Origin of the sequence: Marinobacter sp. NFXS9 (assembly GCF_040148665.1) — a bacterium.
Taxonomy (GTDB): domain Bacteria; phylum Pseudomonadota; class Gammaproteobacteria; order Pseudomonadales; family Oleiphilaceae; genus Marinobacter_A; species Marinobacter_A mangrovi.
The window spans coordinates 96,695-119,458 of record NZ_JAGDDW010000017.1 but is presented as its reverse complement, the minus strand read 5'-3'; the positions used below and the strand labels follow the sequence as shown (position 1 = coordinate 119,458).

General features: G+C 61.2%; 23 protein-coding genes. 14 read left to right on the top strand and 9 right to left on the bottom strand.

Features of this window, described 5'->3' with window-relative positions:
- On the top strand, positions 1-200 hold a 200-nt coding region (locus J3364_RS20290; RefSeq protein ID WP_349559976.1), incomplete at its 5' end, for a hypothetical protein.
- Between the two features lie 424 nt (positions 201-624).
- On the opposite strand, the gene tyrS is transcribed toward J3364_RS20290, so the two are convergent.
- Positions 625-1,827, bottom strand: a complete 1,203-nt coding sequence (gene tyrS / locus J3364_RS20285) for a tyrosine--tRNA ligase (protein WP_349559975.1) — start codon at positions 1,825-1,827, stop codon at positions 625-627.
- 301 nt (positions 1,828-2,128) lie between these two features.
- On the opposite strand from tyrS, the gene J3364_RS20280 reads away from it, so the two are divergent.
- Positions 2,129-3,544, top strand: coding sequence for an OapA family protein (locus J3364_RS20280; RefSeq protein WP_349559974.1), 1,416 nt, complete (start codon positions 2,129-2,131; stop codon positions 3,542-3,544).
- A 4-nt stretch (positions 3,545-3,548) separates the two neighbouring features.
- Complete coding sequence (locus J3364_RS20275) at positions 3,549-4,652, top strand: anhydro-N-acetylmuramic acid kinase (protein ID WP_349559973.1); 1,104 nt, start codon at positions 3,549-3,551, stop codon at positions 4,650-4,652.
- Between the two features lie 54 nt (positions 4,653-4,706).
- Here J3364_RS20275 and erpA read toward each other — a convergent pair whose 3' ends face one another.
- The 4 genes from erpA to argC form a co-directional block, all read right to left on the bottom strand.
- Complete coding sequence (gene erpA / locus J3364_RS20270; RefSeq protein ID WP_203143456.1) at positions 4,707-5,060, bottom strand: iron-sulfur cluster insertion protein ErpA; 354 nt, start codon at positions 5,058-5,060, stop codon at positions 4,707-4,709.
- Between the two features lie 66 nt (positions 5,061-5,126).
- Positions 5,127-5,597, bottom strand: coding sequence for a bactofilin family protein (locus J3364_RS20265; protein ID WP_123636182.1), 471 nt, complete (start codon positions 5,595-5,597; stop codon positions 5,127-5,129).
- 3 nt (positions 5,598-5,600) lie between these two features.
- The gene (locus J3364_RS20260) at positions 5,601-6,341 is read right to left on the bottom strand and encodes a DUF6776 family protein (protein ID WP_349559972.1); all 741 of its coding nucleotides are present in this window, start codon (positions 6,339-6,341) and stop codon (positions 5,601-5,603) included.
- A 13-nt stretch (positions 6,342-6,354) separates the two neighbouring features.
- Positions 6,355-7,392, bottom strand: a complete 1,038-nt coding sequence (gene argC, locus J3364_RS20255) for an N-acetyl-gamma-glutamyl-phosphate reductase (protein ID WP_349559971.1) — start codon at positions 7,390-7,392, stop codon at positions 6,355-6,357.
- A 229-nt stretch (positions 7,393-7,621) separates the two neighbouring features.
- Between argC and J3364_RS20250 the strand changes: the two genes are divergently transcribed.
- The 6 genes from J3364_RS20250 (at position 7,622) to J3364_RS20225 (ending at position 13,830) form a co-directional block, all read left to right on the top strand.
- The gene (locus J3364_RS20250) at positions 7,622-9,403 is read left to right on the top strand and encodes a chloride channel protein (protein ID WP_349559970.1); all 1,782 of its coding nucleotides are present in this window, start codon (positions 7,622-7,624) and stop codon (positions 9,401-9,403) included.
- Positions 9,404-9,409: 6 nt separating this feature from the next.
- Entirely contained in the window at positions 9,410-9,832 is a 423-nt protein-coding gene (gene hemJ / locus J3364_RS20245) for a protoporphyrinogen oxidase HemJ (RefSeq protein ID WP_349559969.1), read from the top strand.
- Between the two features lie 25 nt (positions 9,833-9,857).
- The gene (gene thiD, locus J3364_RS20240) at positions 9,858-10,643 is read left to right on the top strand and encodes a bifunctional hydroxymethylpyrimidine kinase/phosphomethylpyrimidine kinase (RefSeq protein WP_349559968.1); all 786 of its coding nucleotides are present in this window, start codon (positions 9,858-9,860) and stop codon (positions 10,641-10,643) included.
- Positions 10,640-11,293, top strand: a complete 654-nt coding sequence (thiE, locus tag J3364_RS20235) for a thiamine phosphate synthase (RefSeq protein WP_349559967.1) — start codon at positions 10,640-10,642, stop codon at positions 11,291-11,293. Before thiD ends, thiE begins: the two co-directional genes overlap by 4 nt.
- Positions 11,293-12,573, top strand: a complete 1,281-nt coding sequence (hemL, locus tag J3364_RS20230; RefSeq protein ID WP_349559966.1) for a glutamate-1-semialdehyde 2,1-aminomutase — start codon at positions 11,293-11,295, stop codon at positions 12,571-12,573. The genes thiE and hemL overlap by 1 nt, the downstream gene beginning before the upstream one ends.
- 336 nt (positions 12,574-12,909) lie before the next feature.
- Positions 12,910-13,830 carry a lipase family alpha/beta hydrolase gene (locus J3364_RS20225; protein ID WP_349559965.1) on the top strand — a complete coding sequence of 307 codons (921 nt, stop codon included), beginning with the start codon at positions 12,910-12,912 and terminating at the stop codon, positions 13,828-13,830.
- 65 nt (positions 13,831-13,895) lie between these two features.
- Here J3364_RS20225 and J3364_RS20220 read toward each other — a convergent pair whose 3' ends face one another.
- Genes J3364_RS20220 through mrcB form a run of 3 tightly spaced genes read right to left on the bottom strand, consistent with a single transcriptional unit; the run spans position 13,896 to position 17,730 of the window.
- Positions 13,896-14,795, bottom strand: coding sequence for a DUF4382 domain-containing protein (locus J3364_RS20220; protein WP_349559964.1), 900 nt, complete (start codon positions 14,793-14,795; stop codon positions 13,896-13,898).
- A 35-nt stretch (positions 14,796-14,830) separates the two neighbouring features.
- Positions 14,831-15,385 (bottom strand): tetratricopeptide repeat protein, encoded by a 555-nt coding sequence (locus J3364_RS20215; RefSeq protein WP_349559979.1) that lies wholly within the window; start codon positions 15,383-15,385, stop codon positions 14,831-14,833.
- A complete protein-coding gene (gene mrcB, locus J3364_RS20210; protein ID WP_349559963.1) occupies positions 15,385-17,730 on the bottom strand; it encodes a penicillin-binding protein 1B in 2,346 nt (781 codons plus the stop codon). Before mrcB ends, J3364_RS20215 begins: the two co-directional genes overlap by 1 nt.
- A 199-nt stretch (positions 17,731-17,929) precedes the next feature.
- Between mrcB and J3364_RS20205 the strand changes: the two genes are divergently transcribed.
- The 3 genes from J3364_RS20205 to J3364_RS20195 are packed head-to-tail and all read left to right on the top strand — an operon-like array spanning position 17,930 to position 20,242.
- Positions 17,930-19,489, top strand: a complete 1,560-nt coding sequence (locus tag J3364_RS20205) for a bifunctional aminoglycoside phosphotransferase/ATP-binding protein (RefSeq protein WP_349559962.1) — start codon at positions 17,930-17,932, stop codon at positions 19,487-19,489.
- A 52-nt stretch (positions 19,490-19,541) separates the two neighbouring features.
- Positions 19,542-19,895, top strand: coding sequence for a pentapeptide repeat-containing protein (locus J3364_RS20200; RefSeq protein WP_349559961.1), 354 nt, complete (start codon positions 19,542-19,544; stop codon positions 19,893-19,895).
- A gap of 17 nt (positions 19,896-19,912) precedes the next feature.
- Complete coding sequence (locus J3364_RS20195; RefSeq protein WP_349559960.1) at positions 19,913-20,242, top strand: Rieske (2Fe-2S) protein; 330 nt, start codon at positions 19,913-19,915, stop codon at positions 20,240-20,242.
- A gap of 3 nt (positions 20,243-20,245) precedes the next feature.
- Here J3364_RS20195 and sfsA read toward each other — a convergent pair whose 3' ends face one another.
- Positions 20,246-20,956, bottom strand: a complete 711-nt coding sequence (gene sfsA, locus J3364_RS20190) for a DNA/RNA nuclease SfsA (protein ID WP_349559959.1) — start codon at positions 20,954-20,956, stop codon at positions 20,246-20,248.
- A gap of 399 nt (positions 20,957-21,355) precedes the next feature.
- On the opposite strand from sfsA, the gene dksA reads away from it, so the two are divergent.
- Together dksA and gluQRS are read left to right on the top strand one after the other, a co-directional pair.
- Positions 21,356-21,796, top strand: a complete 441-nt coding sequence (gene dksA / locus J3364_RS20185) for an RNA polymerase-binding protein DksA (protein WP_123636198.1) — start codon at positions 21,356-21,358, stop codon at positions 21,794-21,796.
- A gap of 52 nt (positions 21,797-21,848) precedes the next feature.
- Positions 21,849-22,733 (top strand): tRNA glutamyl-Q(34) synthetase GluQRS, encoded by an 885-nt coding sequence (gene gluQRS / locus J3364_RS20180; protein WP_349559958.1) that lies wholly within the window; start codon positions 21,849-21,851, stop codon positions 22,731-22,733.
- The last annotated feature ends 31 nt before the right edge of the window (positions 22,734-22,764 follow it).

The following is a 22,764-nucleotide window of genomic DNA, read 5'->3' as shown; positions in this document are numbered from 1 at the left end:
ACGAATTACTTGGTCAATTTTTTAAAGAGCCGGGCTGTTGCCCTGTTGAGGCCGCGTATTCTACCGCTTCGCTCAACCTTGTCAACCGTTATTTTTCAGCGCTTTCGATGCTTCCGAAAGCCGCCGAATCGTGCCGGCTGACCCGTTCAAGGTGGCGCGCATTCTACACTGCTTTGCCACCTTGTCAACCGCTGTTTTGAAGAAATCTGAAACTCGGAATTCTTAATCAAAACAATCGGTTGCCTTTCGATTTCGGCCCCGCCTCAGTGGCGTGCCCCTCGAAAGAGATGCGCATTCTACAGACCCCAGCGGACCTGTAAAGCCCTTTTTAAAGCTTTTTAGTCAAAGTCTCGGTTTTCCGAAATGAACTGTTCAGAAGACAACCAGACAACCCTCGAATCCGATCAACAAACAACCAGATCCAAAGGTAACATCGCTATACAACTTCCCGCCCCTATTCTCATAAGATGAGGGCGACCTCCTCTCAGCTCAATACCACCATAAAAAAAGAGGCCATTCCCGATGCAGGAATGACCTCTTCTATACCAACAAGACGGATTAGCCGCCCATCTTCTTGCTCATCAGCCATCGCCGACGGCTAAATGCCTCTACCTATAAAGGCATTCAATCGACAATCACAACCCGGGCAATCTTCTTCTTGCCCGCCTGGATGACGACATCCTCCCCCCGGGCAAACATGCGATCATCTTTCAACTGCTCGCCATTGATGTAAACAGCACCCCGACCGAAGACATCTTTGGCCGCCTTGCCGTTCTGGGCCAGCCCCGCTTCTTTGAGCAGCGACACAATATGTATGCTGTCGCGCTCACCCAGGGACACGGAGACCTCCGGCACATTTTCCGGAATCTCCCCCAACGCGACCTGGTTACCCGCCGACTTATGCGCATTTTTTGCGGCTTCTTCATCATGGAAGCGGGCGATAATCTCTTCGGCCAATACCCGCTTGTAGTCCTGCGGGTTCGCCCCACCTTCAACAGCTTTGCGGAACTCTTCCACTTCGGCCAACGGGCGGAAGCTCAGCAATTCAAAATAACGCCACATCAGACTGTCCGGGATCGACAGCAATTTGGTAAACATCTCACCCGGCGAGTCGTTGACGCCAACGTAATTGCCAAGCGACTTGGACATCTTCTGCACGCCATCCAGGCCTTCGAGGATCGGCATCGTCAGAATGACCTGCGGCTCCTGATCGTAACGGCTCTGAATCGTGCGCCCCATTCCCAGGTTAAAACGCTGGTCCGTACCCCCCAGCTCTACATCCGCTTCCAGGGCCACGGAGTCATACCCCTGCACCAGCGGGTACAGGAACTCGTGGATGGCGATCGGCTGATTACCTTCATAGCGTTTGGAGAAGTCATCCCGCTCCAGCATCCGTGCCACCGTGCTCTGACCTGCCAGCTGAATCATGTCCGCAGCAGACATCTTGTTCATCCAGTCCGAGTTGAACGCTACCGTCGTCTTCTCAGGATCGAGGATCTTGAACACCTGCTCTTTATAGGTCTGCGCATTCCGGGATACCTGCTCCGGCGTCAGCGGCGGCCGCGTGGCGCTCTTGCCTGTCGGATCTCCGATCATGCCGGTGAAGTCCCCGATCAGGAAAATCACTTCATGCCCCAGATCCTGGAAGTGACGCAGCTTGTTAATCAGGACGGTATGACCGAGGTGGAGATCCGGCGCCGTGGGATCAAAACCCGCCTTGATACGCAGACGACGGCCAGACTTCAGCTTTTCGATCAGCTCGTCTTCCGGCAGAAGATCATCAACGCCTCGCTTGATCAGCGCCAGGGCATCATCGATTGCGGTCATTCATCCTTCCTCTATTACCAGTCGGTTTTAACAAAGCTCAACACAACACTGCAGAGCGTTACCTGCTGACTTGATACAGTTCTCACTGTTCAGTTTTTGGCCAGCTCATACTAGAATCCAGCGTTTTGGCCGGTACGGGCGCCGCATTATATCAAGGACGCCCCGGTTTCGCCGGCCGGGATTTGTACGGCTAAAGCCGTTTGCAAGGGCTGTTGCCAGCCGTTTGGCATGCACTATACTTCGGACTAACTTTAACTATTTGGCACAACATCCAGTTGCGTCAGGGAAAACAGGTTTCAACGTGCTCAAGACATTCCCCAAAAAACACCTGATCGCTGCGGGCACGCTCAGCGCCGTGGTCGGCCTCGCTTTTGTGTTGAGCCCAGGCGATCCCGCGGAAGCCGGCCGTACATCGACATCTCTCGACCAGGCCGCTTCCAAACCTGAAGAGAAAGCACAACCCGAGACGGCGTCAGAGCCCGACTCGGTGGTGGCATCGTCGCAACCGGAGGCACAGCGCCCATCGGACGAGCCGGAAGAGATTGCCAAAGCCGACCAGCCAGCGCAAGAGACGGCGCCTGCCCCTGTGGCGCCGGCTGAACCGGAGCTGGACTGGCAGCGCTTCACCATTAAAAGCGGCGACTCTCTCACCACACTCTTCAAGAAAGCCGGATTCAACAGCTCCCTGATGTTCTCAGTGATTCACGGAGAGGGTGACGCGGGCAAGCTGGAGCGATTGTACGCCGGCGAATCCATCGCCTTTGCCACCAATGACAGCGGCGACTTGCAGCAGATCGAGTTGACCCGCAATCGCCTGGAGTCCCTGCACATCGAACGTCAGGATGGAGGCTTCGCCGGACAGATCGTCACGCGCGAGCCGGAACCCCGCCCGGTTTATCGGCACGGCGTGATTGACGATTCGCTCTACCTGTCGGCTCGCGACGCGGGCCTGGACGACCGGCTGACCATGGAGATGGCCGGCATTTTCGGCTGGGATATCGATTTCGTCTACGACATACGCAAGGGCGACAAGTTTGAAGTGCTGTACCAGGACCTCTATCTGGACGACGAGAAGATCGACACCGGCAACATCCTGGCCGCCAAGTTCATCAATCGCGGCAAAGAGACCATTGCCCTGCGCTACACCGACGAGAACGGGGACACCGACTACTACACCCCCGATGGCCACAGCCTGCGCAAAGCCATCTTGCGCACGCCGATCAATGCCCGCGTCTCGTCGCCGTTCAACCTGCAGCGCCGTCATCCGGTGCTGGGCGTCGTCCGCCCTCACGAAGGTACGGATTACGCAGCGCCGCCGGGAACGCCCATCAAGGCCGCTGGCAATGGCCGCGTCGTCTCCGCCGGCTGGAAAGGCGGGTACGGGCGCGCGGTCGTGATCCAGCATGGCGACAACATCTCCACGCTGTACGCCCACATGCGCGCCATTGCCAAAGGCATGCGCAGCGGTGTCCGTGTCAAACAGGGGCAGACCATCGGCTACCTGGGGTCGTCCGGCCTGGCCACCGGACCGCACCTGCATTATGAATTCCGGATTAACGGCGCTCCGCGCAATTCCCGCACCGTCAAACTGCCGGATGCCAGCCCGGTACCGAAAGCGGAAATGGCGCGTTTCCAGGCAAAGACCCAAACATTGCTGACCGCACTCAACGAGGCTCGCGGCGAAAGACAGATTGCCCTGGGCCCGGAGAGTGAGTGAATCGATGACCGAACCGGCCTACATCGGGCTCATGTCAGGAACCAGCATGGACGGTATCGATGCGGTGCTGGCGTCGTTTCCCGGTGATCGCGTGGAGATCCACGGCACCTACTCATTGCCGTATACCGACACGCTCCGCCAGCGCTTGACCCGCGCCTGCCAGAACCAGGCGACGCCGGATGAGGTCGGTGAATTGGACCACGAACTGGGTGCCCTGTTTGGCGAGGCGGCGAGCGGTGTGATCAAGGCTTCGGATTTGCCCCGGGCATCGATCGTCGCCATCGGCAGCCACGGCCAAACGATCCGGCATCAGCCGTCGGGCAAGCACCCCTTCACCACACAGATTGGCGACCCCAACCTGATCGCGGAAGTCACGGGCATCACGACCGTCGCCGACTTCCGTCGTCGCGATCTGGCGGCGGGCGGTCAGGGAGCACCTTTGGTCCCGGCCTTCCATCGCGCTTTTTTTGGGAATAACCAGGCAAGCCGCTGCATCGTCAACATTGGCGGCATAGCCAACATCACCTGGCTGCCACACGCCGAACCAGACCAGGCGCTGGGTTTCGACACGGGCCCGGGCAATGCACTGCTCGACGCCTGGTGCCTCAAGCAGACCGGACGCCCCTATGACGACAATGGCCACTGGGCCCAAACCGGCCAGATAAACCAGGCCCTGCTCACCGACATGCTCACCGACGCCTATTTCCGGCGAACGGCCCCCAAGAGCACCGGCAAGGAACGCTTCAACCTGTCCTGGATTGAAACCGTCATTGCACGCCATCCGGACATCCCCGCCAACGATGTGCAGTGCACGCTGGTGGAACTGACGGCCCGCTCACTCGCCATGCAGCTCCCCAAATCTTCTGATATCACCTTGTATATTTGTGGCGGTGGCGCCCGCAATCAGTTCCTGATGGAGCGCCTGGAGATCGTTCTACCAGACGCTATCATCAAGACGACGGCCGCACTGGGCCTGGATCCGCAATGGGTGGAAGGGGTAGCGTTTGCCTGGCTGGCCAAACGCACGCTGGATCAGCAGACCGGCAACCTGCCGGCAGTGACCGGTGCGCGTGGCGAGAGAATCCTGGGGGCCATTTACCAAGGCTAGAACGCAAAAAGGCCTGCTTCCAAAAGCAGGCCTTTTCCGTGAAACCAACCGATCCTAGATCGAAAACGATGATCCACAGCCACAGGTCGTCGTGGCATTCGGGTTCTGGACCATGAACTGCGCCCCCTGCAACCCTTCCTGGTAGTCAATGGTCGCACCGATCAGATACTGGTAACTCATGGGGTCGACCAGCAGCGTGACGCCATCTTTCTCAATAATGGTGTCGTCCTCTTCCTGGGCCTCATCGAAGGAAAAGCCGTACTGGAAGCCGGAGCAACCGCCGCCGGTCACAAAGACGCGAAGCTTCAGATCGGGGTTTTCCTCTTCCTCGACCAGCTCCCGAACTTTGGCCACAGCGTTGTCGCTGACAAACATGGGTGTGGCTATCTGTTCCTGAACTGCACTCAAGGGTCGCCTCCTGGGTAAAAAAAGCAGCTACCGATGGATTATCCAATTCCCGACTAAAACAGTCAATTATTCAGACCGCTCCTCCGCGGATTCGGCGTCCGCCTCATTCTGCGACGCCGGATTGGCTTCCAGTGCCTCCCGCGACTGGCGCAACAGGCCGACCGGCTCCTTCTGGTGGACCAGGTTGCCGTTGACTTCGGCTCCCATCGCCATCTGGATCAGGCTGTAATAGACATTTCCGTTAATGGAGGCTTTCTGGGCCAGTTCAAGGTGCTCGGAAGCGTACACGTCGCCGTGTACCGTGCCGTTGATGATCACATGCGGAGCGACAATATCGCCTTCCACCGCGCCGATTTCGGAAACACGCAGGATGGCCGAGGTGCCTTCCTCAGCCATCACCTTACCGCGGACGCGTCCGTCGATATGCAGACCGCCGGAGAATTCGACATCGCCGGAAATCGCGGTCTTGCTGGAAATCAGGGTATCGAAATGCCCCGTGGTCGGTTTACGCGATTTCTGCTTCTTGTTGCCGAGCATGCCTTATTTCTCCATCACCGATTGCCATTCAAACGTTCGTTCAGTCTGGGTCGCCTTGCGCCCTTCGGCTTTCGCCACCACCTGCACTTCCAGCGGCTCGAAGCCATCGGGTAGCGTCATGACACCCTCAACATCCTGGAAATACCGGTAACGGAACCGGATCCCCAGGTCTTCGATATCTTTCGACAGGTCACGTAGCGCCACCACCTGCCGCTTGCCGTCCTGCTCACCGATGACGTTCACCGCCACGTTGCCGGCAATATAGCTGCGATTGTCACCCACCTGCGTCAATACCAGCTTGAAACGAACCGCCCGGTCACCGGGGCGCTGTTCCAGCTCCAGTCGCTGGATCGTCAGCCCGTTATCCGATTCCGACGGCGCCATGATGTTCTTGTAGAACGTCAGATCCGCCTTGACGGAACTCAGCCGGTCTTCCAGACGCGAGATCGTATGCCGCGCCTGGGACAGAGCCTGCTGATCGATCTTGCGACCACGCTCCAGGTTGATCATCTGCTGCTGCAAGTCCGTTTGCTGCGTACGCATGGCCGAGAGCTCACCGCTCAGATCCGGCCCGGGTTCGGCCTCCGTCGTAAACCGGAAACCACCTTGTGCCATACCGGCAAGATAGCCCACACCCGCGAAAATCAAACTGACGACCAGCAGGATCAACCATCGCTTATACCGCTGCCCCGGCTGGTAGCGGACAACAATGTACTCACCCTGTTTCTTGCGATCGGAAGCCAACGATCGGCCTCCGTTACGGCAACAGGGCCGGCGCTGCCAGCCCCGCGGTTTCTTCGAGACCGAACATGATGTTCATGTTCTGGACCGCCTGGCCGGCCGCGCCCTTGACCAGATTATCGATCACCGAGGACACGATGATCACCGGGCTGTCCTCCTGACGGTGCAGGGCCATCCGGCAGTGGTTGGCACCGCGCACACTGCGGGTTTCGGGATGAGCACCGAACGGCATGACGTCGACAAACGGCTCGTTTTCGTAGCGTTTCTCGAACAAGCCCTGCAGGGTGTCAAAGGACACCGGATCCCGCACTTCCGCATACAGGGTGGCTTCGATGCCACGGATCATCGGCAGAAGATGCGGCACGAAGGTCACGCCAACGTTGCCACCGGCGGCCAGTTCCAGCCCCTGACGGATTTCCGGCAGGTGCCGGTGTCCGGAGGCGCCATAGGCCTTGAAGCTCTCGCCAATCTCGCCATGCAGCATACCGATCTTGCCCTGACGACCGGCACCGCTGGCGCCGGACTTGGCGTCCGCCACCAGATGAGCGGGATTCACCAGACCGTTTTCCAGCAGCGGCAGGAAACCCAGCTGGACCGCGGTGGGGTAACAGCCGGGATTGGCCACGAGTTGGGCCTCGCGAATCTGCTCCCGGAACACTTCCGGCAGACCGTAGACGGCTTTTTCGGCCCAGTCGGCCGACTCATGGGGCATGCCGTACCACTTGGCCCAGACGTCCAGATCCCGGATCCGGAAGTCCGCGGACAGGTCGACGACCCGCGTGCCAGCAGCGATCAAACCAGGCACCATGCGCATGGCCACACCGTGAGGGGTGGCAAAGAACACCAAGTCGCATTGAGCCAGGGCGGCTTCGTCCGGCTCGGTGAAAGTCAGATCAAAGTAGCCGCGCAGGTTCGGGTACATATCGGCAACGGGCTGGCCTGCCTCGGATCGCGAGGTGATCATGGCCACTTCCACGTCCGGATGGGTTGCCAGAATCCGCAGCAGTTCCACCCCGGTGTACCCGGTTCCGCCGACAATACCTACCTTGATCAATGCTCTGTCCTCCTCGCTGCCCGGTTGCAGGGCGACCGTCTTGAATCGGCGGACAGTCTAACATGATATTGATCAGGCTTTTGGCACGCTGTGTAGCGCCAATTACAATACAATAAGTCATTGTTACGTTTGAAATACACACGGCCCCGGAGTCCGTCAGCCGCCCCACAACCAGAACAGGAAGGCCTCGCTGGCAGCCGGGACGCCCCTACAAAAGGCATTCCCACGCATGAACAGACTGAGGCAACGCATTGTTGACGAGCTGATTCCCCTTTTCCGGAGACGCTTGTCGGGCGTGGATGCTTTGCCCCAGCTGTCCATCCTCGGTCTGATTTCCGGGATCATCACAGGCCTGGTGATCCTGCTGTTCCGCCTGGCCATCGAGTGGCCGCTTTCGGAATTCCTGCCGGGCGGGCACAACGAGTCGTTCGAGAGCCTGGACTGGGTCGTGCGGGGCTTGCTGCCACTGTGCGGCGCCCTGCTGCTGGGCCTGTTGATGCACCGGCTGGTCATTTCCGATCGCAAGGTCGGCGTCACCTACGTCATGGAACGCCTGAACTACCACCAGGGCTATATTTCCCTGCGCAGCGCCATCGTGCAGTTCATTTTCGGCGTGGGCACCGTGGTTACCGGCCAGTCATCCGGCCGGGAAGGCCCGGCGGTGCATCTGGGGGCGGCCTTCTCCAGCCTGCTGGGTCAGTGGATGAAGCTCCCCAACAACAGCATCCGTACGCTGGTGGCCTGTGGCTGTGCGGGGGCCATCTCCGCGTCGTTCAATACGCCGATCGCCGGCGTCATCTTCGCCATGGAAGTGGTGATGATGGAATACACCATCGCCGGATTTACCCCGGTGATCCTGGCTTCGGTCAGTGCCGGGGTGGTGACCCAGGCCGTTTACGGCTCGGCACCGGCGTTTACCGTGCCGCCACTGACCATGAACTCCCTGCTGGAAATCCCCTGGATCCTGGTGATCGCCGTGGTCATCGGCGTGGCGTCGGCGGGATTTGTCCGCCTCCTCGTGCTGTCCACCCGCTTCAACGACAAGCCAATCCTGTTGCGCATGGCGGCGGCCGGCCTGCTGATGGTGCCGGTGGCTATCCTGGTGCCGGAAATCATGGGCATCGGCTATGACACGGTGAGTGAGACCATCCACGACCAGATCCCGCTTCTGCTGCTGCTCGCGATCGCGCTGACCAAGCTGGTGATCACTGCCATTACGATCGGCCTCGGCATGCCCAGCGGCCTGATCGGCCCGACGATTTTCATCGGTGCCACGCTGGGCGGCGCCATGGGGCTGGTGGGCGCCGCCGTGGCGCCGGACATCGCCTCCAGTACCGGGTTCTACGCCATGTTGGGCATGGGGGCGATGATGGGGTCTGTCCTGCAGGCGCCGTTGGCTGCGCTCATGGCGCTGATTGAGTTGACTCGCAATCCGAACATCATCCTGCCGGGCATGCTGATCGTGACCGTCTCCAGCCTGGTGGCCAGCGAAGTGTTCGGTCAACGTTCGATCTTCCTGTCGGTGCTTAAGAGCCAGGGATTAAGTTACCAGAATTCGCCGGTGATCCAGGCACTCCGTCGGGTCTCAGTGGGCGCCATCATGGAGCGCAGTCTCCGGCGGGTGCAGCGCCGCATCGGTCCGGAGATCGCCAGGGAAATCCTCAAGACCGAACCCCGCTGGCTGATCATCGATGGCCAGAATGGACCCACCGCCCTGCTGCCGTCGGTGGACCTGGCGCGCTATCTGGAGGATCATGCCGAGAAGCTGGAGCCGGACCCGGAGGATCCCGAGAAAAATCCCGAGATCGACCTGATGGAAATTCCGGCCAACCGCCGGGATCTGGCGCCGATTCCCTATCAGGCGACCCTTGAGGAAGCCATGGCCCAGTTCAACGACAGCAGGGCCGAAGCGCTCTACGTGCAGCGTCATGTGGCCCCCATGATTCAGCGGATCATTGGCGTCGTGCTGAAATCGGATATCGAACACTACTACCAATACCGTAAGGAATAAGCCTCCATGCTTTGGGTTAAAGCCTTCCACATCATTGCGGTGGTGTGCTGGTTCGCCGCTATTTTTTATCTGCCCCGACTGTTCGTCTACCACGCCAGCTGCGAGGACGAGGCAGGTCGCGAGCGTTTCAAGATCATGGAACGCAAGCTGTACCGGGGCATCGGCACCCCGTCGATGATTGCGACGATTGTGCTCGGCCTTTGGCTGATCAGCTACAGCCCTTCGGCCTATTTAAGCCAGGGCTGGCTGCATGCGAAACTGGCACTCGTGGCGCTGCTGGTCGTCTATCACGTTTACTGCGGCCACCTGGTCAAGGTTTTCCGGGACGATGCCAACCAGCGGAGTCACGTGTTCTATCGCTGGTTCAATGAACTGCCGGTGCTGATTCTGGTCGCCGTGGTGATCCTGGTCACCGTCAAGCCGTTCTGATTCACTGAAACATTCAGGTCACGCTATGCATCAACGCCCCCACGTCCTCATTCTCTCAGGTCTCGATCCGTCCGGCGGTGCCGGCATCCAGGCCGACATCCAGGCGGTGACTGCACTGGGCTGCCACCCGCTGCCGGTCATCAGTTGCCTGACCGTCCAGGACACGTGCAACGTCCACAGCGCCGAGGCGATCGATCCGGCCCTGGTCCGCCAGCAGCTGGAATGCCTGGCGAAGGACGTTCCCATCCACGCAGTGAAAACCGGCGCGCTCGGCAGCGCAGCCATTGTCGACGTGCTGGTGGATTTCATGCGGGACCGCACCGGAATTCCCCTGGTGGTCGACCCCGTCATCAAGGCCGCCGGCGGCGGTGACCTGGCCGACGATGAACTGATTCAGGCCATGACCACTCGCCTGTTCCAACTCGCCGACGTCATCACACCGAACGGCATCGAACTGGCCCAACTGGGTGAGGATGACGATGCTGAGGCCGCCGCCAGACAATTATTGGAAGCCGGCTGCCCAGCGGTCCTGGGGACTGGTGGCCATGGCACTGGACCGCAGATCATTAACCGGCTTTACCGGGCGGGTACGGACACGAAGGAATGGCACATCGACCGATTGGGCGGTGAATACCATGGTTCCGGCTGCACGCTCGCGGCGGGCATCGCGGCCGGTCGCGCCAAAGGCCTGCCGCTCGAGGACGCGATTGAACGCTCCCAGTATCTGGTCGCACGGGCCATTGATCAGGCGCTGACCGTGGGCAAAGGCCAGCCGGTGCCGGATCGCAGTGTCGCGATGGTGTCTTTATGAACCCCGGGGAAGCGCTTCGACCAGGGCTCTATGCCATTACCGATCCCAACCTGTTGCCGGGCGACCAACTGGTTCCGGCGGTCGAAGCCGCCATCCGCGGCGGTGCGGTGTTAGTCCAGTACCGCGACAAGCAGGCAACGGAAACAGAGCGCCTGGCACGGGCGCGGGATCTGGTCAGTGTCTGCGCCAACCACCAGATTCCCCTGCTCATTAATGACGATGCGGCCCTGGCAAGGCGCGTGGGCGCGGCCGGCGCGCATCTGGGCCAGGAAGACGGCAACATCGCCGAAGCCCGCGCCCTGCTGGGCCCGGACGCCATCCTCGGCAAAACCTGCCACGCCAGCCTCGAACTGGCTCAGGCAGCCCGCGAAGCCGGTGCCGATTACCTGGCCTTTGGCCGCTTTTTCCCATCCATGACCAAGCCAGGTGCGCCGGCAGCAACGCCAGACATTCTGCAACAGGCGCAGCCGTTGGGACTTCCCCTGAGTGCCGTCGGCGGCATCAGCCTGGAAAATGCCCCGCTATTGATTGCCAATGGCGCGGACCTGCTGGCTGTCATCGGTGGCCTGTTTGGCACCGATGACATCGAAACCCGCGCCCGTGCCTTTACCAACCTTTTTGCCAAGACCACCGAACAGGAGTCCTCCTGATGACCCAGTCCGAAACCCTTTTCAAAAACGCCCAGCAGTACATCCCCGGCGGCGTGAACTCGCCGGTGCGGGCGTTCAAGGGCGTTGGCGGCACCCCCATCTTCATCAAGACCGCCAAAGGCGCCTACCTCTATGACGAGGACGACAATCGCTACATCGATTACATCGGTTCCTGGGGGCCCATGATTCTCGGCCACCGCGACCAGCGGGTGATCGATGCCCTGCACGCCCAGATCGACGTGGGCGTGGGCTACGGCGCGCCGACCGCCATCGAAACCGCCATGGCCAAGAAAATCTGCGAGCTGGTGCCGTCCATCGATCTGGTACGCATGGTCAACTCCGGCACCGAGGCCACCATGAGCACCATTCGCCTGGCCCGGGGCTTCACCGGTCGCGACAAGATCGTGAAGTTTGAAGGTTGTTACCACGGCCATGTGGATTCCCTGCTGGTCAAGGCCGGTTCCGGCGCCCTGACGCTGGGCGTGCCCAACTCCCCGGGCATTCCCGCCAGCCTCGCCGAGCACACCCTGACGGTGCCGTTCAATGACATCGAGAGCGTGCGCAAGGTGTTCGCCGAAATGGGCGACGAGATTGCGGCCGTTATCGTTGAGCCGGTCGCCGGCAACATGAACTGCATCCCGCCGGTGCCGGGTTTCCTCGAAGGACTGCGCAACGTCTGCGACCAGCACGGCAGCGTGCTGATTTTCGACGAGGTGATGACCGGCTTCCGCGTCTCTCTGGGCGGCGCCCAGGAACGCTATGGCGTCACCCCGGACCTGACGGCTCTGGGCAAGGTGATCGGCGGCGGGCTGCCGGTCGGCGCATTTGGCGGCAAGCGCGAGATCATGTCCCACATTTCACCGTTGGGCCCGGTTTACCAGGCGGGCACCCTGTCCGGCAATCCACTGGCGATGCGCGCCGGCCTGACGACGCTGGAAGCCATCTCCGAACCCGGCTTCCACGATCGCCTGACCGAGAAGACCAATACCCTGCGTGACGGTTTCAAGCGTGCGGCCAATGCCGCCGGTGTACCGCTCGTCGTGCAGAGCGCCGGGGCGATGTTCGGTTTCTTCTTCACCGACCAGAATCAGGTGAATACCTTCGAAGATGTCATGCGCTGCGATGCGGAGCGATTCGGTCGTTTCTTCAACGGCATGCTCAAGGAAGGCGTTTACCTGGCGCCATCGGCCTTCGAAGCCGGCTTCACCAGCGCAGCGATGAGTGACGAGGATATCGAACACACCCTGACTGCTGCCCGCAAGGTCATGGACACCCTGTAAATCACGGGATACCGCAGGATGGCCGGCCTCCCCGGCCATCCTTGTCACACCGGGCCAGTTAAGCGACCCACATCACATCCCCACCTCCAGGGCCCATCTGGCCCAAGTAATCTGCCCGCCTTTGCTGAATACTGGGATTGTCCGTCAAAGCAGTCTGCGACCGTCTGTCAGATCACAACAACAAGGCGATCAGAGGTACGCAGGCGGCACATATAGCCGCTACCGATCGTTCGCCCACTGACAGAGGCCGCCGTTTGGCTGGGTCGTTCCGCTCGTCCGGAGCAGGTCCGACCCCGACACCAAGACAACAACAAACACACGGTAGGAACGACAACAATGAAACACTGGCTCAAGCTGCTCGCCCTGACGGGCGTACTGGCGTGGTCCATGCCGGCTGCGGCCTGGTGGTGGGACTCCACACCCTCCGACTACGCAAAAACACGCTATCCCATCGTACTGGTCCACGGCATGTTCGGTTTTGACGACATCGCCGGCTACGACTACTGGTACGGCATTCCTGAAGATCTGCGCGACAACGGCGCCAAGGTGTTCCTGACCCAGGTACCTGCGCTGGATACCTCCATCGAACGCGGCGAGGCCCTGCTACCGCAGATCGAAGCCATTGCTGCGGTCTACGGCAAGGTGAACCTGATCGGCCACAGCCACGGCGGGCCCACGGCGCGCTATGTGGCCCGCGTGCGTCCGGATCTCGTGGCTTCCGTGACCACGGTCGGTTCGCCCCACAAGGGCTCGGCAGTCGCGGACCTGATTGCCGGTTCGCCGGTTGAAGGCCCGGTCGCCGGTCTGGCCAATGCCTTGGGCGGACTGATCGACCTGCTGTCCGGTGGCGGCTATAAACAGGACTTCAGCGCCAGCGTGGCGTCCCTGTCCACCGAGGGCAGCGCCGAGTTCAACGCCTTCGCGCCGGCCGGCATTCCCTCGTCGGCTTGTGGCGAGGGCGCGTACAATGCCAACGGCATGCGTTTCTATTCCTGGGGCGGCACCGGTCATCTGACCAATGCCCTGGATCCGTCCGATGCCCTGCTGCTGGTCACCGCCGCGGCATTCGGGACGACCGCCAACGACGGCCTGGTCGGTCGCTGCAGCAATCACTTCGGCAAGGTGATCCGCGACAACTACTTCATGAATCACCTGGATGAAGTGAACCAGGCCTTGGGCCTGCATAGCCTGTTCGAGACCGATCCCAAGACGGTCTACCGTCAACAGGCCAACCGCCTCAAGAACGCGGGCCTCTGATCCGCGCAGGCCGGCAGCCTCCGGGCGGCTGCCGGCCCTTTTCGCCGATCACCAATGACCTCTTATTACTCGAGATCCAGATCGGTATCCTCTCTGGCCCCGACCTCCACATTCACCGGATCGAGGAAGGACAGGGACTCGTCCGCCTCGACATCGTCCTTGTCACAGCTGTAGCTGACCGTGTAGTCCCCTTCGTTGAGCAGCGATGCCTTGTAGCGATATACGCCCGGGTTATCACGGTTGTTGACGGGGACCGCCGCAACCGGTTCGGTCGCACCTCCCAGGTCATCCGGCTCCACGTCCGCCCCTTCGTAGATATACACCAGCCCGGCAAAGTCGCCGACGCTGGCACAGCGTGTCTGGAGGATGGTTGATTCATCGACGGTTCCGGAAATGGAACCGACGTTGTCGTCCTTGACCAGCCGCAGGACCGGCTTGAGGAAATAGGTGGACGGGTTGAGCGTTGGCGCCACGACGGATTTGCGGACGTCGAAATCCAGCGTCATGGACACCGCTTTATTATCGGCCACGCTGAAACCGGCGTTCACCTTGAGACCGGACTGGTCGCCGGACGGGATCACCAGTCCATAAGTGCCACCGTCATCGCCGGTGACGTATTGATCGCTGCTTTGCTGGCTCAGGATCAGACGCACCCACTCATAACTGGCGGCCGGCACGCCCTCCTCATCCAGCAGCGTTTCGACATCGCCATTCTGCAGGTCGAGCAGATCGATCGGCTGCGGGTCGTCAAAATCAATGGTGATGCTGTCGTCGTCTGAGGGTTTGAGCTCGACGCCCGTGACCGTAATGACGACTTCCGCCAGATCATCCACCGGCGCATCGGCCAGCTTCAGGGTCAGGGAGCCGTCCTCATCGGAGCCGACCGTACCAAATTCCCATTCACAACCACCCAGCCCCGCCAGGGCGGCCACCATCACCACACCGCAACACGTCCGTTTCTGCATCACACCCTCCTGAATCCCTGGGCTCGGCGGTCTGCTTACAGTGCGGCGGCCCGCGCTTCAGCCTGCTCGGCCCCGGCCACGTTGCCGGAGGCCCGGCGGATGTCCGCCAGCATGTGCCAGCCCGTGCGTTGGAGCCCGGTATCCGATCCCGCCAGCGATAATCCCTTCAAGGCAAACTGTTCGGCCTTGCCCAACTGGTTTTCTGCTTTGTAGGCGTACGCCAGCTTGAAATAGACCTTGCTGGAGCGCGGCGAGATGCGTTGCGCCCGTTCGAGCTGACTGATGGCCGCCCGGGTATCGCCCTCCGCCAGCATCACATCGGCTTTCTGGACCAGGCTGGCTGCCGCCGGTGAGATGGCTTCGCTCTCGTCCTGGTAGCTCGGCGCCGGCTTCGACGCTTTGGACTCCGGGCTTTCCTGCGGCTGTTCCGAGGCGCGCGGCGCCGCTTCCGGCTCGTTAGCGGTGGGCGGCGGTGGCGCGTTGTCCTGGGACTGTCCGGCCGGCACGTAGATGGAACCACCCGGTCCACTGGCGCAACCGGCCAGCATGGTCATACCCAGGCACAAACCGGGAAGCAGTCGTTTATGCATCATTCAAAGAGTCCTTCAAACCAGCTCCGGACCCGACGCGTCAGGTCGCCGGAGCAATTGACCGTGTCTTTGGGTTCGCTGCCAACGATAAAGGGCACGAACCGCGCGTTGTCACAGGATTCACTGGTCAGTGCCTGTTGCTGACCGTCCACCCACTCATACTTTACATCAGTCGGCACGACGGGCGAGAACCCATACTGGGGAATCCGGGACATGATATTGGCCCACACCGGCAGGGCGCCGGTGGCACCGGTCAGGCTGGTCGGGCCGTTGTCATCCCGACCGACCCAGGCGACCGTGACCAGATCGCCGCTGAAGCCGGCGAACCAGCTGTCGCGACCGTCATTGGTGGTGCCGGTCTTGCCCGCCAGCCCCAGATCAGAGGACAGGTAACGGTAGGCGGAGCGTCCGGTGCCCTCGCGCATGACTTCCTGCATGGCGTACTGCACCAGATGGACCGCGGCCGGGTCGACCACCTGATCGACTTCGAGCCCGTAACGGGACAGGATCTTGCCGTCGGAGGTCATCACCTCACGAATGGTGCGCAGCGGCGTATTAAAGCCGGAGGTGGCCAGCCCCTGATACATCGATGCCACCTCGACCGGCGACAGGTTGATCGCCCCGAGCAGCATCGACGGGTAGCTCTGGACCGGCTCGTTGAGCCCCAGCTTGTGCAGGTTATCAATCACTTCGTCGATGCCGACGTCCAGCCCCACCCGGACCGTCGCCAGGTTATAGGACTTCGCCAGCGCCCGGTGCAGCGGCACCATGCCGTGGGATTCGTGCTCGTAGTTCTCCGGCGACCAGCGACGGCCGTCGTCGAATACCAGCGTGAAGGGCTCATCCTTGATCGGCGTGATCAACGTGTACTTGTCGGGATGGCTCAGTGCCGTCAGATAGATGAACGGCTTGATCAGCGAACCAATCGGCCGACGCGCATCGACGGCCCGGTTGAAACCGGCAAACTTGGGTTCCCGACCGCCTACCAGCGCCAGCACCTCGCCGCTGTCCCGCGAGGTGACCACCGCGGCGGATTCCAGCGTCTTGTCCTTGCCTCCGCCATCAAGTCGATCCAGCGTTTTGCGTACGGACTGCTCGGTGATGCGCTGGATCTCCGGGTTCAGCGTGGTGAAGATGCGCAGGCCGGCACTCTTCAGGTCCTCGTCCTTATATTCCCGGGCCAGGTGACGACGCACCAGGTCCAGATAAGCGGGATAGCGAGCGTTGCTGTAAGAGGGCTTGTTGACCACATCCAGCCCACGCTGCTTGGCCTCGGCGATCTTGTCGGCCGGCACCTTGCCGGTCTGGGCCAGCAAATCCAGAACCAGATTGCGACGCTTCAACGCCCGCTGCGGATGGCGACGAGGATCGTAGTAGCTGGGCCCCTTGATAATCGCCACCAGCAAAGCGACCTCGTGCAGGTCCAGATGACTGAAGGATTCCCCGAAATAGAACTGGCTGGCCAGTCCGAAGCCGTTGATGGAGCGGGCACCGGCCTGCCCCAGGTACACCTCGTTGAGATAGGTCTGCAGGATTTCCGGCTTGTCGTAGTGCAGTTCCAGCAGCATGGCCATAATGGCCTCGTTGCCCTTGCGCACCAGCGTCTGCTCGCGGCTGAGGTAGAGGTTCTTGACCAGCTGTTGGGTCAACGTACTGCCACCCTGCACCACGTGCCCGGCGCGCACGTTCGCCCACATGGCCCGGGCAATAGAAAGCGGCGCGATGCCCCAGTGCTGATAGAAATCCCGGTCTTCGGTCGCCAACAGGGCGGGCACGAAAGAGTCCGGGGCGTCGGACAGCTTGATCAGGATTCGGTCTTCCTTGTGGGCGGGATAGATCCCACCGATCTGTATGGGCTCCAGGCGCACCACCGGTGAATTCGGGCCGGCAGTCACCCGGAACTGCTGGACGCGATCGCCGCTGATACTGAAACGCAGTCGGCGGGCCGGCTCCTCGCCATCCGAGAACCGGAAGGCGCGGGTGTAGATCTCGAAGGTGCGTCCGTTGCGACTGTAGGTGCCGGGCTCCCGGGCCGAGCGGACCGGCGTATAACCCAGTTGCGAGAGCTCGTTGCTCAGACCCACCGTCGTCACGGCGGCGCCATCGTAGAGTTCCAGCGGACGGGCATAGACCCGCGAGGGAATTTCCCAGCGCCGGCCCTCGAACTTCGAGGTCACGACCGCGTCCAGGTACACCGTCCAGCCCGCCAGCACCACCAGGCCCACCAGTCCCAGGCGCCAGAAAAGACGCCAGAAACGGGATCGAAAACCCTGCTTTGCCGGGGACTTACGTTGTTTTTTCTTACTGTTACCGCGACCGCGGTTTTTCGGGGATGATTTGGCCATGGCGCGCATTATAACCAGACCGCCTCACGGGAAGCCCACAGGTTGTGAAACTGTAATACAGGAATGGAAGGGCGGGTCAGAGGCACCCCGATCCCCAGACGTCACGCCTTTCTGTGAATCGCCCACTGTCATTTGGGGACTGGAACGCTATCATAGGTCGCGACACGTCAATGCAGACCCCGATGCAAAGGAGAGACCCGTGAGCAATGACCTGATCAGTGCCCTCCAGGACCCCGCCCGCTATGACCACCCGGTGGACGACTTCAAGGTTCTGGAAACCCACATTTCCTGGGTCATCCTCACCGGTCCCTACGCCTACAAGATCAAGAAGCCGATGGATTTCGGTTTCCTCGATTTTTCATCCCTGGATCGCCGCAAGCATTTCTGCGAGGAAGAGATCCGCCTTAACCGTCGATTGGCACCGGATCTGTATGAGGCCGTGGTCCCCATTACCGGCAGTGCGGAAAACCCAACCCTGGGCGGCGACGGCGAACCGTTCGAATACGCGATCCGCATGCGTCAGTTCGACCAGGCCAACCTGCTCGACGCGATACAGGAAAAAGGCAACCTGACCAGCAAGGCGATGAAGGATCTGGCGCGCCAGACGGCCGAGTTTCACCGGGATCTGCCACGGGTACCGGACGACAAGCCACTGGGCACGCCGGAAGCGGTCTACGCGGCCATGCAGGAGAATTTCGATCAGGTCCGCCCTCTGCTGGACGATGCTGACCTGCTCAAGCAGGTGGACGAACTGGAAGCCTGGACCCGCACCACCTTCAACCGCCTGGAAGACAAGATCGCCCAGCGCCGCAGCGACGGGTTCGTGCGGGAGTGCCACGGCGACCTGCACTTGTCCAACATCACCTACTACGACGGTGACGTCACCGTCTTCGATTGCATCGAGTTCAACGAGCCCTTCCGCTGGATCGATGTGATCAATGACGTCGCCTTCCTGCTGATGGACCTGGAATCCCGTGGTGAAAACGGTCTCGCCATGGACGTCCTGAACACCTACCTGGAATACAGCGGTGATTACGAGGCCCTGCCCCTGCTGCCGCTGTACAAGGCTTACCGGGCCATGGTTCGGGCCAAGATCGCCCTGTTTACCCGGGGCAACGAGGGGCTGAGCGAAGCGGACAAGGCCGGATTACTGGATACGTTCCGAAGCTACGCGCAGTTGGCCGACAGTTACGGCACCTGCCCGAACCCGTACCTGCTGGCCACAACCGGCCTCTCCGGCAGCGGCAAGACGGTGGTCAGTGGTGCCCTGGCACGGGAGTTGGGGCTGATCCGTCTGCGTTCGGACGTGGAACGCAAGCGCCTGCACGGACTGAGCCCGCTGGACAACAGCCGCTCTGGTATTGGTGCGGATATATACAGCGCCGAATCCAACCAGAAGACCTACGATCGTCTGGCCGCCCTGGCGCAGAACATACTGCTCTCGGGCTGCCCCGTGATCATCGATGCGGCCTGCCTCAAGCACGCCGAGCGGGCGCGGTTCGACGATCTGGCGGCGGAGCTCGGTATGCCGTTCGCCCTGATCGATTGCCAGGCGCCGGAAGCCCTGCGTCGCAAGTGGATCCGGGCCCGCAACGACGATGCCTCCGAAGCCACCGAGGCGCTGCTCGACAAGCAGCTCACCTGGCTGGAGCCGATCGCGGAAGACGAAAGAGCGCACACCGTCCACGTGCACACGGAAGAGGACCGGGTTGCGGAGAGTCTGGCCGACCGCATCCGGAGCCATTTCTCACTCGCGTGACCAGCGGACGCCACTACACTGATGACAGGCCCATGAGACAGGAGTCGGATCCATGGAAGACACGGTACGCGTACTTGATCACCCGCTTTACCAGACCCTGCGCAATGAAAACATCCAGGCGTTCAACGAGGCCAAGGGCGGCCTCGACACCTACCCCAGCTTCTCCCACGGGGACTTTCGTGGTCTGGACCTCAGGGGCATCGACGTGGCGGGCCTCGACCTGAGTCACGCCTATTTTCGCGGTGCCGACCTGCGAGGCATCGACTTCAGCCGGGCCAACCTGGAAGGCGCCAGCATTGCCGGCGCCAAGATCTCGGGATGCCTGTTTCCGATTGAACTGCATGCGGACGAGATCGTTATGTCGCTGAATCATGGCACCCGCATGCGCTACAACACGACCAAGTAATCCGACGACCCCACACCATGCCGGCGACCATCACGCTCACCGATGATCTGGCGGAGAACGAATGCCGCCAGTTCAACCTGCCCGACAAGACCTTCGGTGGCTTTGTAGTCCGCCATCGGGGGCAGGTCTATGCCTACCATAATGTGTGCCCCCACCTGGGTATCGCGCTGAACTGGCTACCGGACCAGTTCATGGACGCGGATCACTGCTTCATCCAGTGCGTCAATCACCACGCGCTGTTCACCGTCGATGACGGCCATTGCATTACCGGCCCCTGCGCCGGTGACAATCTGACCCCGCTCACCGTCGAACGGCAGGAGGGGATGCTGCTGATCCACGTCGGCTGACGTTCAATCAAGCACCACCGGCAGCGGTGTTTCCAGCGCCAATGACGTCGGAGTCAGGGCAGCCCGCCAGGCCAGGATTTCCACGCCGTTCTGCGCCGCTTCGCGCAGCAGCCGACCGTACTCCGGGTCGATATGATCCGCCGGCGCGACGCTCTCCACCCCGGTATGGTTGACGCAGAAGAACAGCACCGCACGTTCGCCGGCCGCAGCCTGCGCCATGAGCTCCCGCAGGTGTTTCTGGCCCCGGGTGGTCACCGCGTCCGGAAAATACCCGCGCCCGCCCTCGCCGAGCGTCACGTTTTTCACCTCCACCCAGGCATCGGGTTGGCCGGCGTGGCCCGACAGGTGCAAATCGATACGACTCTTTTCGCTGCCGTAACGGACCTCGCTGCGCAGCTTTGAATAGCCCGCCAGCGCGTCGATCCGGCCCGCCTCGATGGCGGCACGGACCTGGTGATTGGGGCGGGAGGTGTTGATCAGCGCCAACGTCTCCGGCGCGACCTCCACCAACTCCCAGGTGTATTTGAGCTTGCGCTTGGGATCGTTGCTGTGGGTCAGCCAGACCCGGCTGTCCGGCGCCTTGCAGCCCAGCATGGAGCCCGTATTGGGGCAATGGGCCGTCACCACCCGGCCATCGTCCAGCGTTACATCCGCCAGAAACCGCTTGTAGCGCTTGATCAGCCGCCCTTCGATCAACGGCACAGGAAACTCCATCATTCTCTCCAACAGTCAAAATGGGCTTCAGCAAACACGAACGAGCTCATACGGACGAGAGCCGATCCTCGCCCCACCACGATGAACCTTTGAAAATCAGCGTCCTATCATACCGATTCCGACTCCGGCGGACAGGTTGCGCAGCCTTGACGTGCAGGACTAGCGCGACTCAGGTGAATCTGCTATTTTCCGCAGATTCATTGAGTCCCGCATCCAGTCTGAGGCAAGGGGCGAAGGCACCCGACAAAAAATGCTACGCTGGTACTCAGGCAAACAGGCCGGGACGGGTGACAGGAATCTGGGGTGACTGCCCACGGCAGCCGCCATGCCCTAAAGGTCGGGCCTCCGGACCAACGAAGGTCGGAGCCTCCTTGGAGTATTGAGAAGAGGCTGGTTTCTATGCCGAATATTGAAGAAAAAGCCCGCGAACGGTTCACCAACTTCACGCCTTACGAAATGAAGAAAGGCGAGGAGTACATGAGTGAAGACATGCTGGAGCACTTCCGCCAGCTGCTGCTTCAATGGAAGCAGGAACTGATGGAAGAAGTTGACCGCACCATGCATCACATGCAGGAAGATGCGGCCAACTACGCCGATCCCAGCGACCGGGCCACTCAGGAAGAGGAATTCAGTCTGGAGCTGCGCACCCGCGACCGGGAACGCAAGCTGATCAAGAAGATCGACCAGACCATCGATCGCATCGACAAGGACGACTACGGCTTCTGCGACCAGTGCGGCGTGGAAATCGGTACTCGCCGGCTGGAAGCTCGTCCGACAGCGACGCTCTGCATCGACTGCAAGACGCTGGCGGAAATCCGCGAGCGCCAGACCGGAATCTGATCCAGCCAGCACCAGGACGCCGGGCGCCAGACGTCCGGCGCTCCGCTGATTCATGACCTCAGTCTACCGGGGGCGTTTTGCCCCATCCCCAACCGGACCGCTGCATTTTGGCTCCCTGGTGACCGGGCTGGCCAGCTATCTCGAGGCACGCACCCATTCCGGCACCTGGCTGGTCCGCATCGAGGACCTGGATCCCCTGCGTGAACCGCCCGAAGCCGCCGGCCAGATCCTGCAAAGTCTCGAGTGCCATGGGCTGCACTGGGACGAAAGCGTGCGCTTCCAGTCGGAACGTCATGAAGCCTACGCGGCGGCCATCCAGAAGCTACTTGACGACGACCGGGCCTACGGCTGCGCCTGCTCCCGTAAACAACTGAGTGCCCATAACGGCCATCACCCGAACGACTGCCGCAACCGCAAAGCCATGCCCGACGGCCCCCACGCCGTGCGACTGAAGCTTGACGACTGCACCCTGAGCTGGCGGGATCAATTGCTGGGCCCGCAGGCCCAGGTGCTGCGCGCCGAGCGCGACGATCCGGTGTTGCAACGCAAGGAAGGATTCTATGCCTATCAACTGGCGGTGGTGGTGGACGATATCGACCAGGGCATTACTGACATCGTGCGTGGCTCAGATCTGCTGGAGACCACCGCCGCGCAACTGAAACTGTTCGACTGGCTGGGCACTGCCGCGCCCGATTTCCTGCACATCCCGGTCATACTCAACGCCAGCGGGCAGAAACTGAGTAAACAGACCCACGCACCGGCACTCGACGACGACCAGCCCGGCACCAACCTCTGGCACGCCCTACAGACCCTGGGGCAGGAGCCACCGGCAACACTGCTCGGAGCCAGCCCCGAAGCTATACTGGAATGGGCGCAGACCCACTGGTCGGCGGAGCGTTTGCCATTGCAATCCGGGCTGGCACCTGCTCCGGCCTGACAATACAAGGGGTTGCGTGGTATAACGCGAC

What these genes read in the sequence shown, in the direction of transcription:
- hemJ (WP_349559969.1), top strand. Translation starts at nt 9,410, where the DNA reads ATGCTTTGGGTTAAAGCCTTCCACATCATTGCGGTGGTGTGCTGGTTC.
- dksA (WP_123636198.1), top strand. Translation starts at nt 21,356, where the DNA reads ATGCCGAATATTGAAGAAAAAGCCCGCGAACGGTTCACCAACTTCACG.
- J3364_RS20265 (WP_123636182.1), bottom strand. Translation starts at nt 5,597, where the DNA reads ATGCTCGGCAACAAGAAGCAGAAATCGCGTAAACCGACCACGGGGCAT.
- mrcB (WP_349559963.1), bottom strand. Translation starts at nt 17,730, where the DNA reads ATGGCCAAATCATCCCCGAAAAACCGCGGTCGCGGTAACAGTAAGAAA.
- J3364_RS20250 (WP_349559970.1), top strand. Translation starts at nt 7,622, where the DNA reads ATGAACAGACTGAGGCAACGCATTGTTGACGAGCTGATTCCCCTTTTC.
- thiE (WP_349559967.1), top strand. Translation starts at nt 10,640, where the DNA reads ATGAACCCCGGGGAAGCGCTTCGACCAGGGCTCTATGCCATTACCGAT.
- J3364_RS20225 (WP_349559965.1), top strand. Translation starts at nt 12,910, where the DNA reads ATGAAACACTGGCTCAAGCTGCTCGCCCTGACGGGCGTACTGGCGTGG.
- sfsA (WP_349559959.1), bottom strand. Translation starts at nt 20,956, where the DNA reads ATGGAGTTTCCTGTGCCGTTGATCGAAGGGCGGCTGATCAAGCGCTAC.
- J3364_RS20195 (WP_349559960.1), top strand. Translation starts at nt 19,913, where the DNA reads ATGCCGGCGACCATCACGCTCACCGATGATCTGGCGGAGAACGAATGC.
- gluQRS (WP_349559958.1), top strand. Translation starts at nt 21,849, where the DNA reads ATGACCTCAGTCTACCGGGGGCGTTTTGCCCCATCCCCAACCGGACCG.
- J3364_RS20275 (WP_349559973.1), top strand. Translation starts at nt 3,549, where the DNA reads ATGACCGAACCGGCCTACATCGGGCTCATGTCAGGAACCAGCATGGAC.
- thiD (WP_349559968.1), top strand. Translation starts at nt 9,858, where the DNA reads ATGCATCAACGCCCCCACGTCCTCATTCTCTCAGGTCTCGATCCGTCC.
- J3364_RS20220 (WP_349559964.1), bottom strand. Translation starts at nt 14,795, where the DNA reads ATGCAGAAACGGACGTGTTGCGGTGTGGTGATGGTGGCCGCCCTGGCG.
- J3364_RS20200 (WP_349559961.1), top strand. Translation starts at nt 19,542, where the DNA reads ATGGAAGACACGGTACGCGTACTTGATCACCCGCTTTACCAGACCCTG.
- hemL (WP_349559966.1), top strand. Translation starts at nt 11,293, where the DNA reads ATGACCCAGTCCGAAACCCTTTTCAAAAACGCCCAGCAGTACATCCCC.
- tyrS (WP_349559975.1), bottom strand. Translation starts at nt 1,827, where the DNA reads ATGACCGCAATCGATGATGCCCTGGCGCTGATCAAGCGAGGCGTTGAT.
- J3364_RS20215 (WP_349559979.1), bottom strand. Translation starts at nt 15,385, where the DNA reads ATGCATAAACGACTGCTTCCCGGTTTGTGCCTGGGTATGACCATGCTG.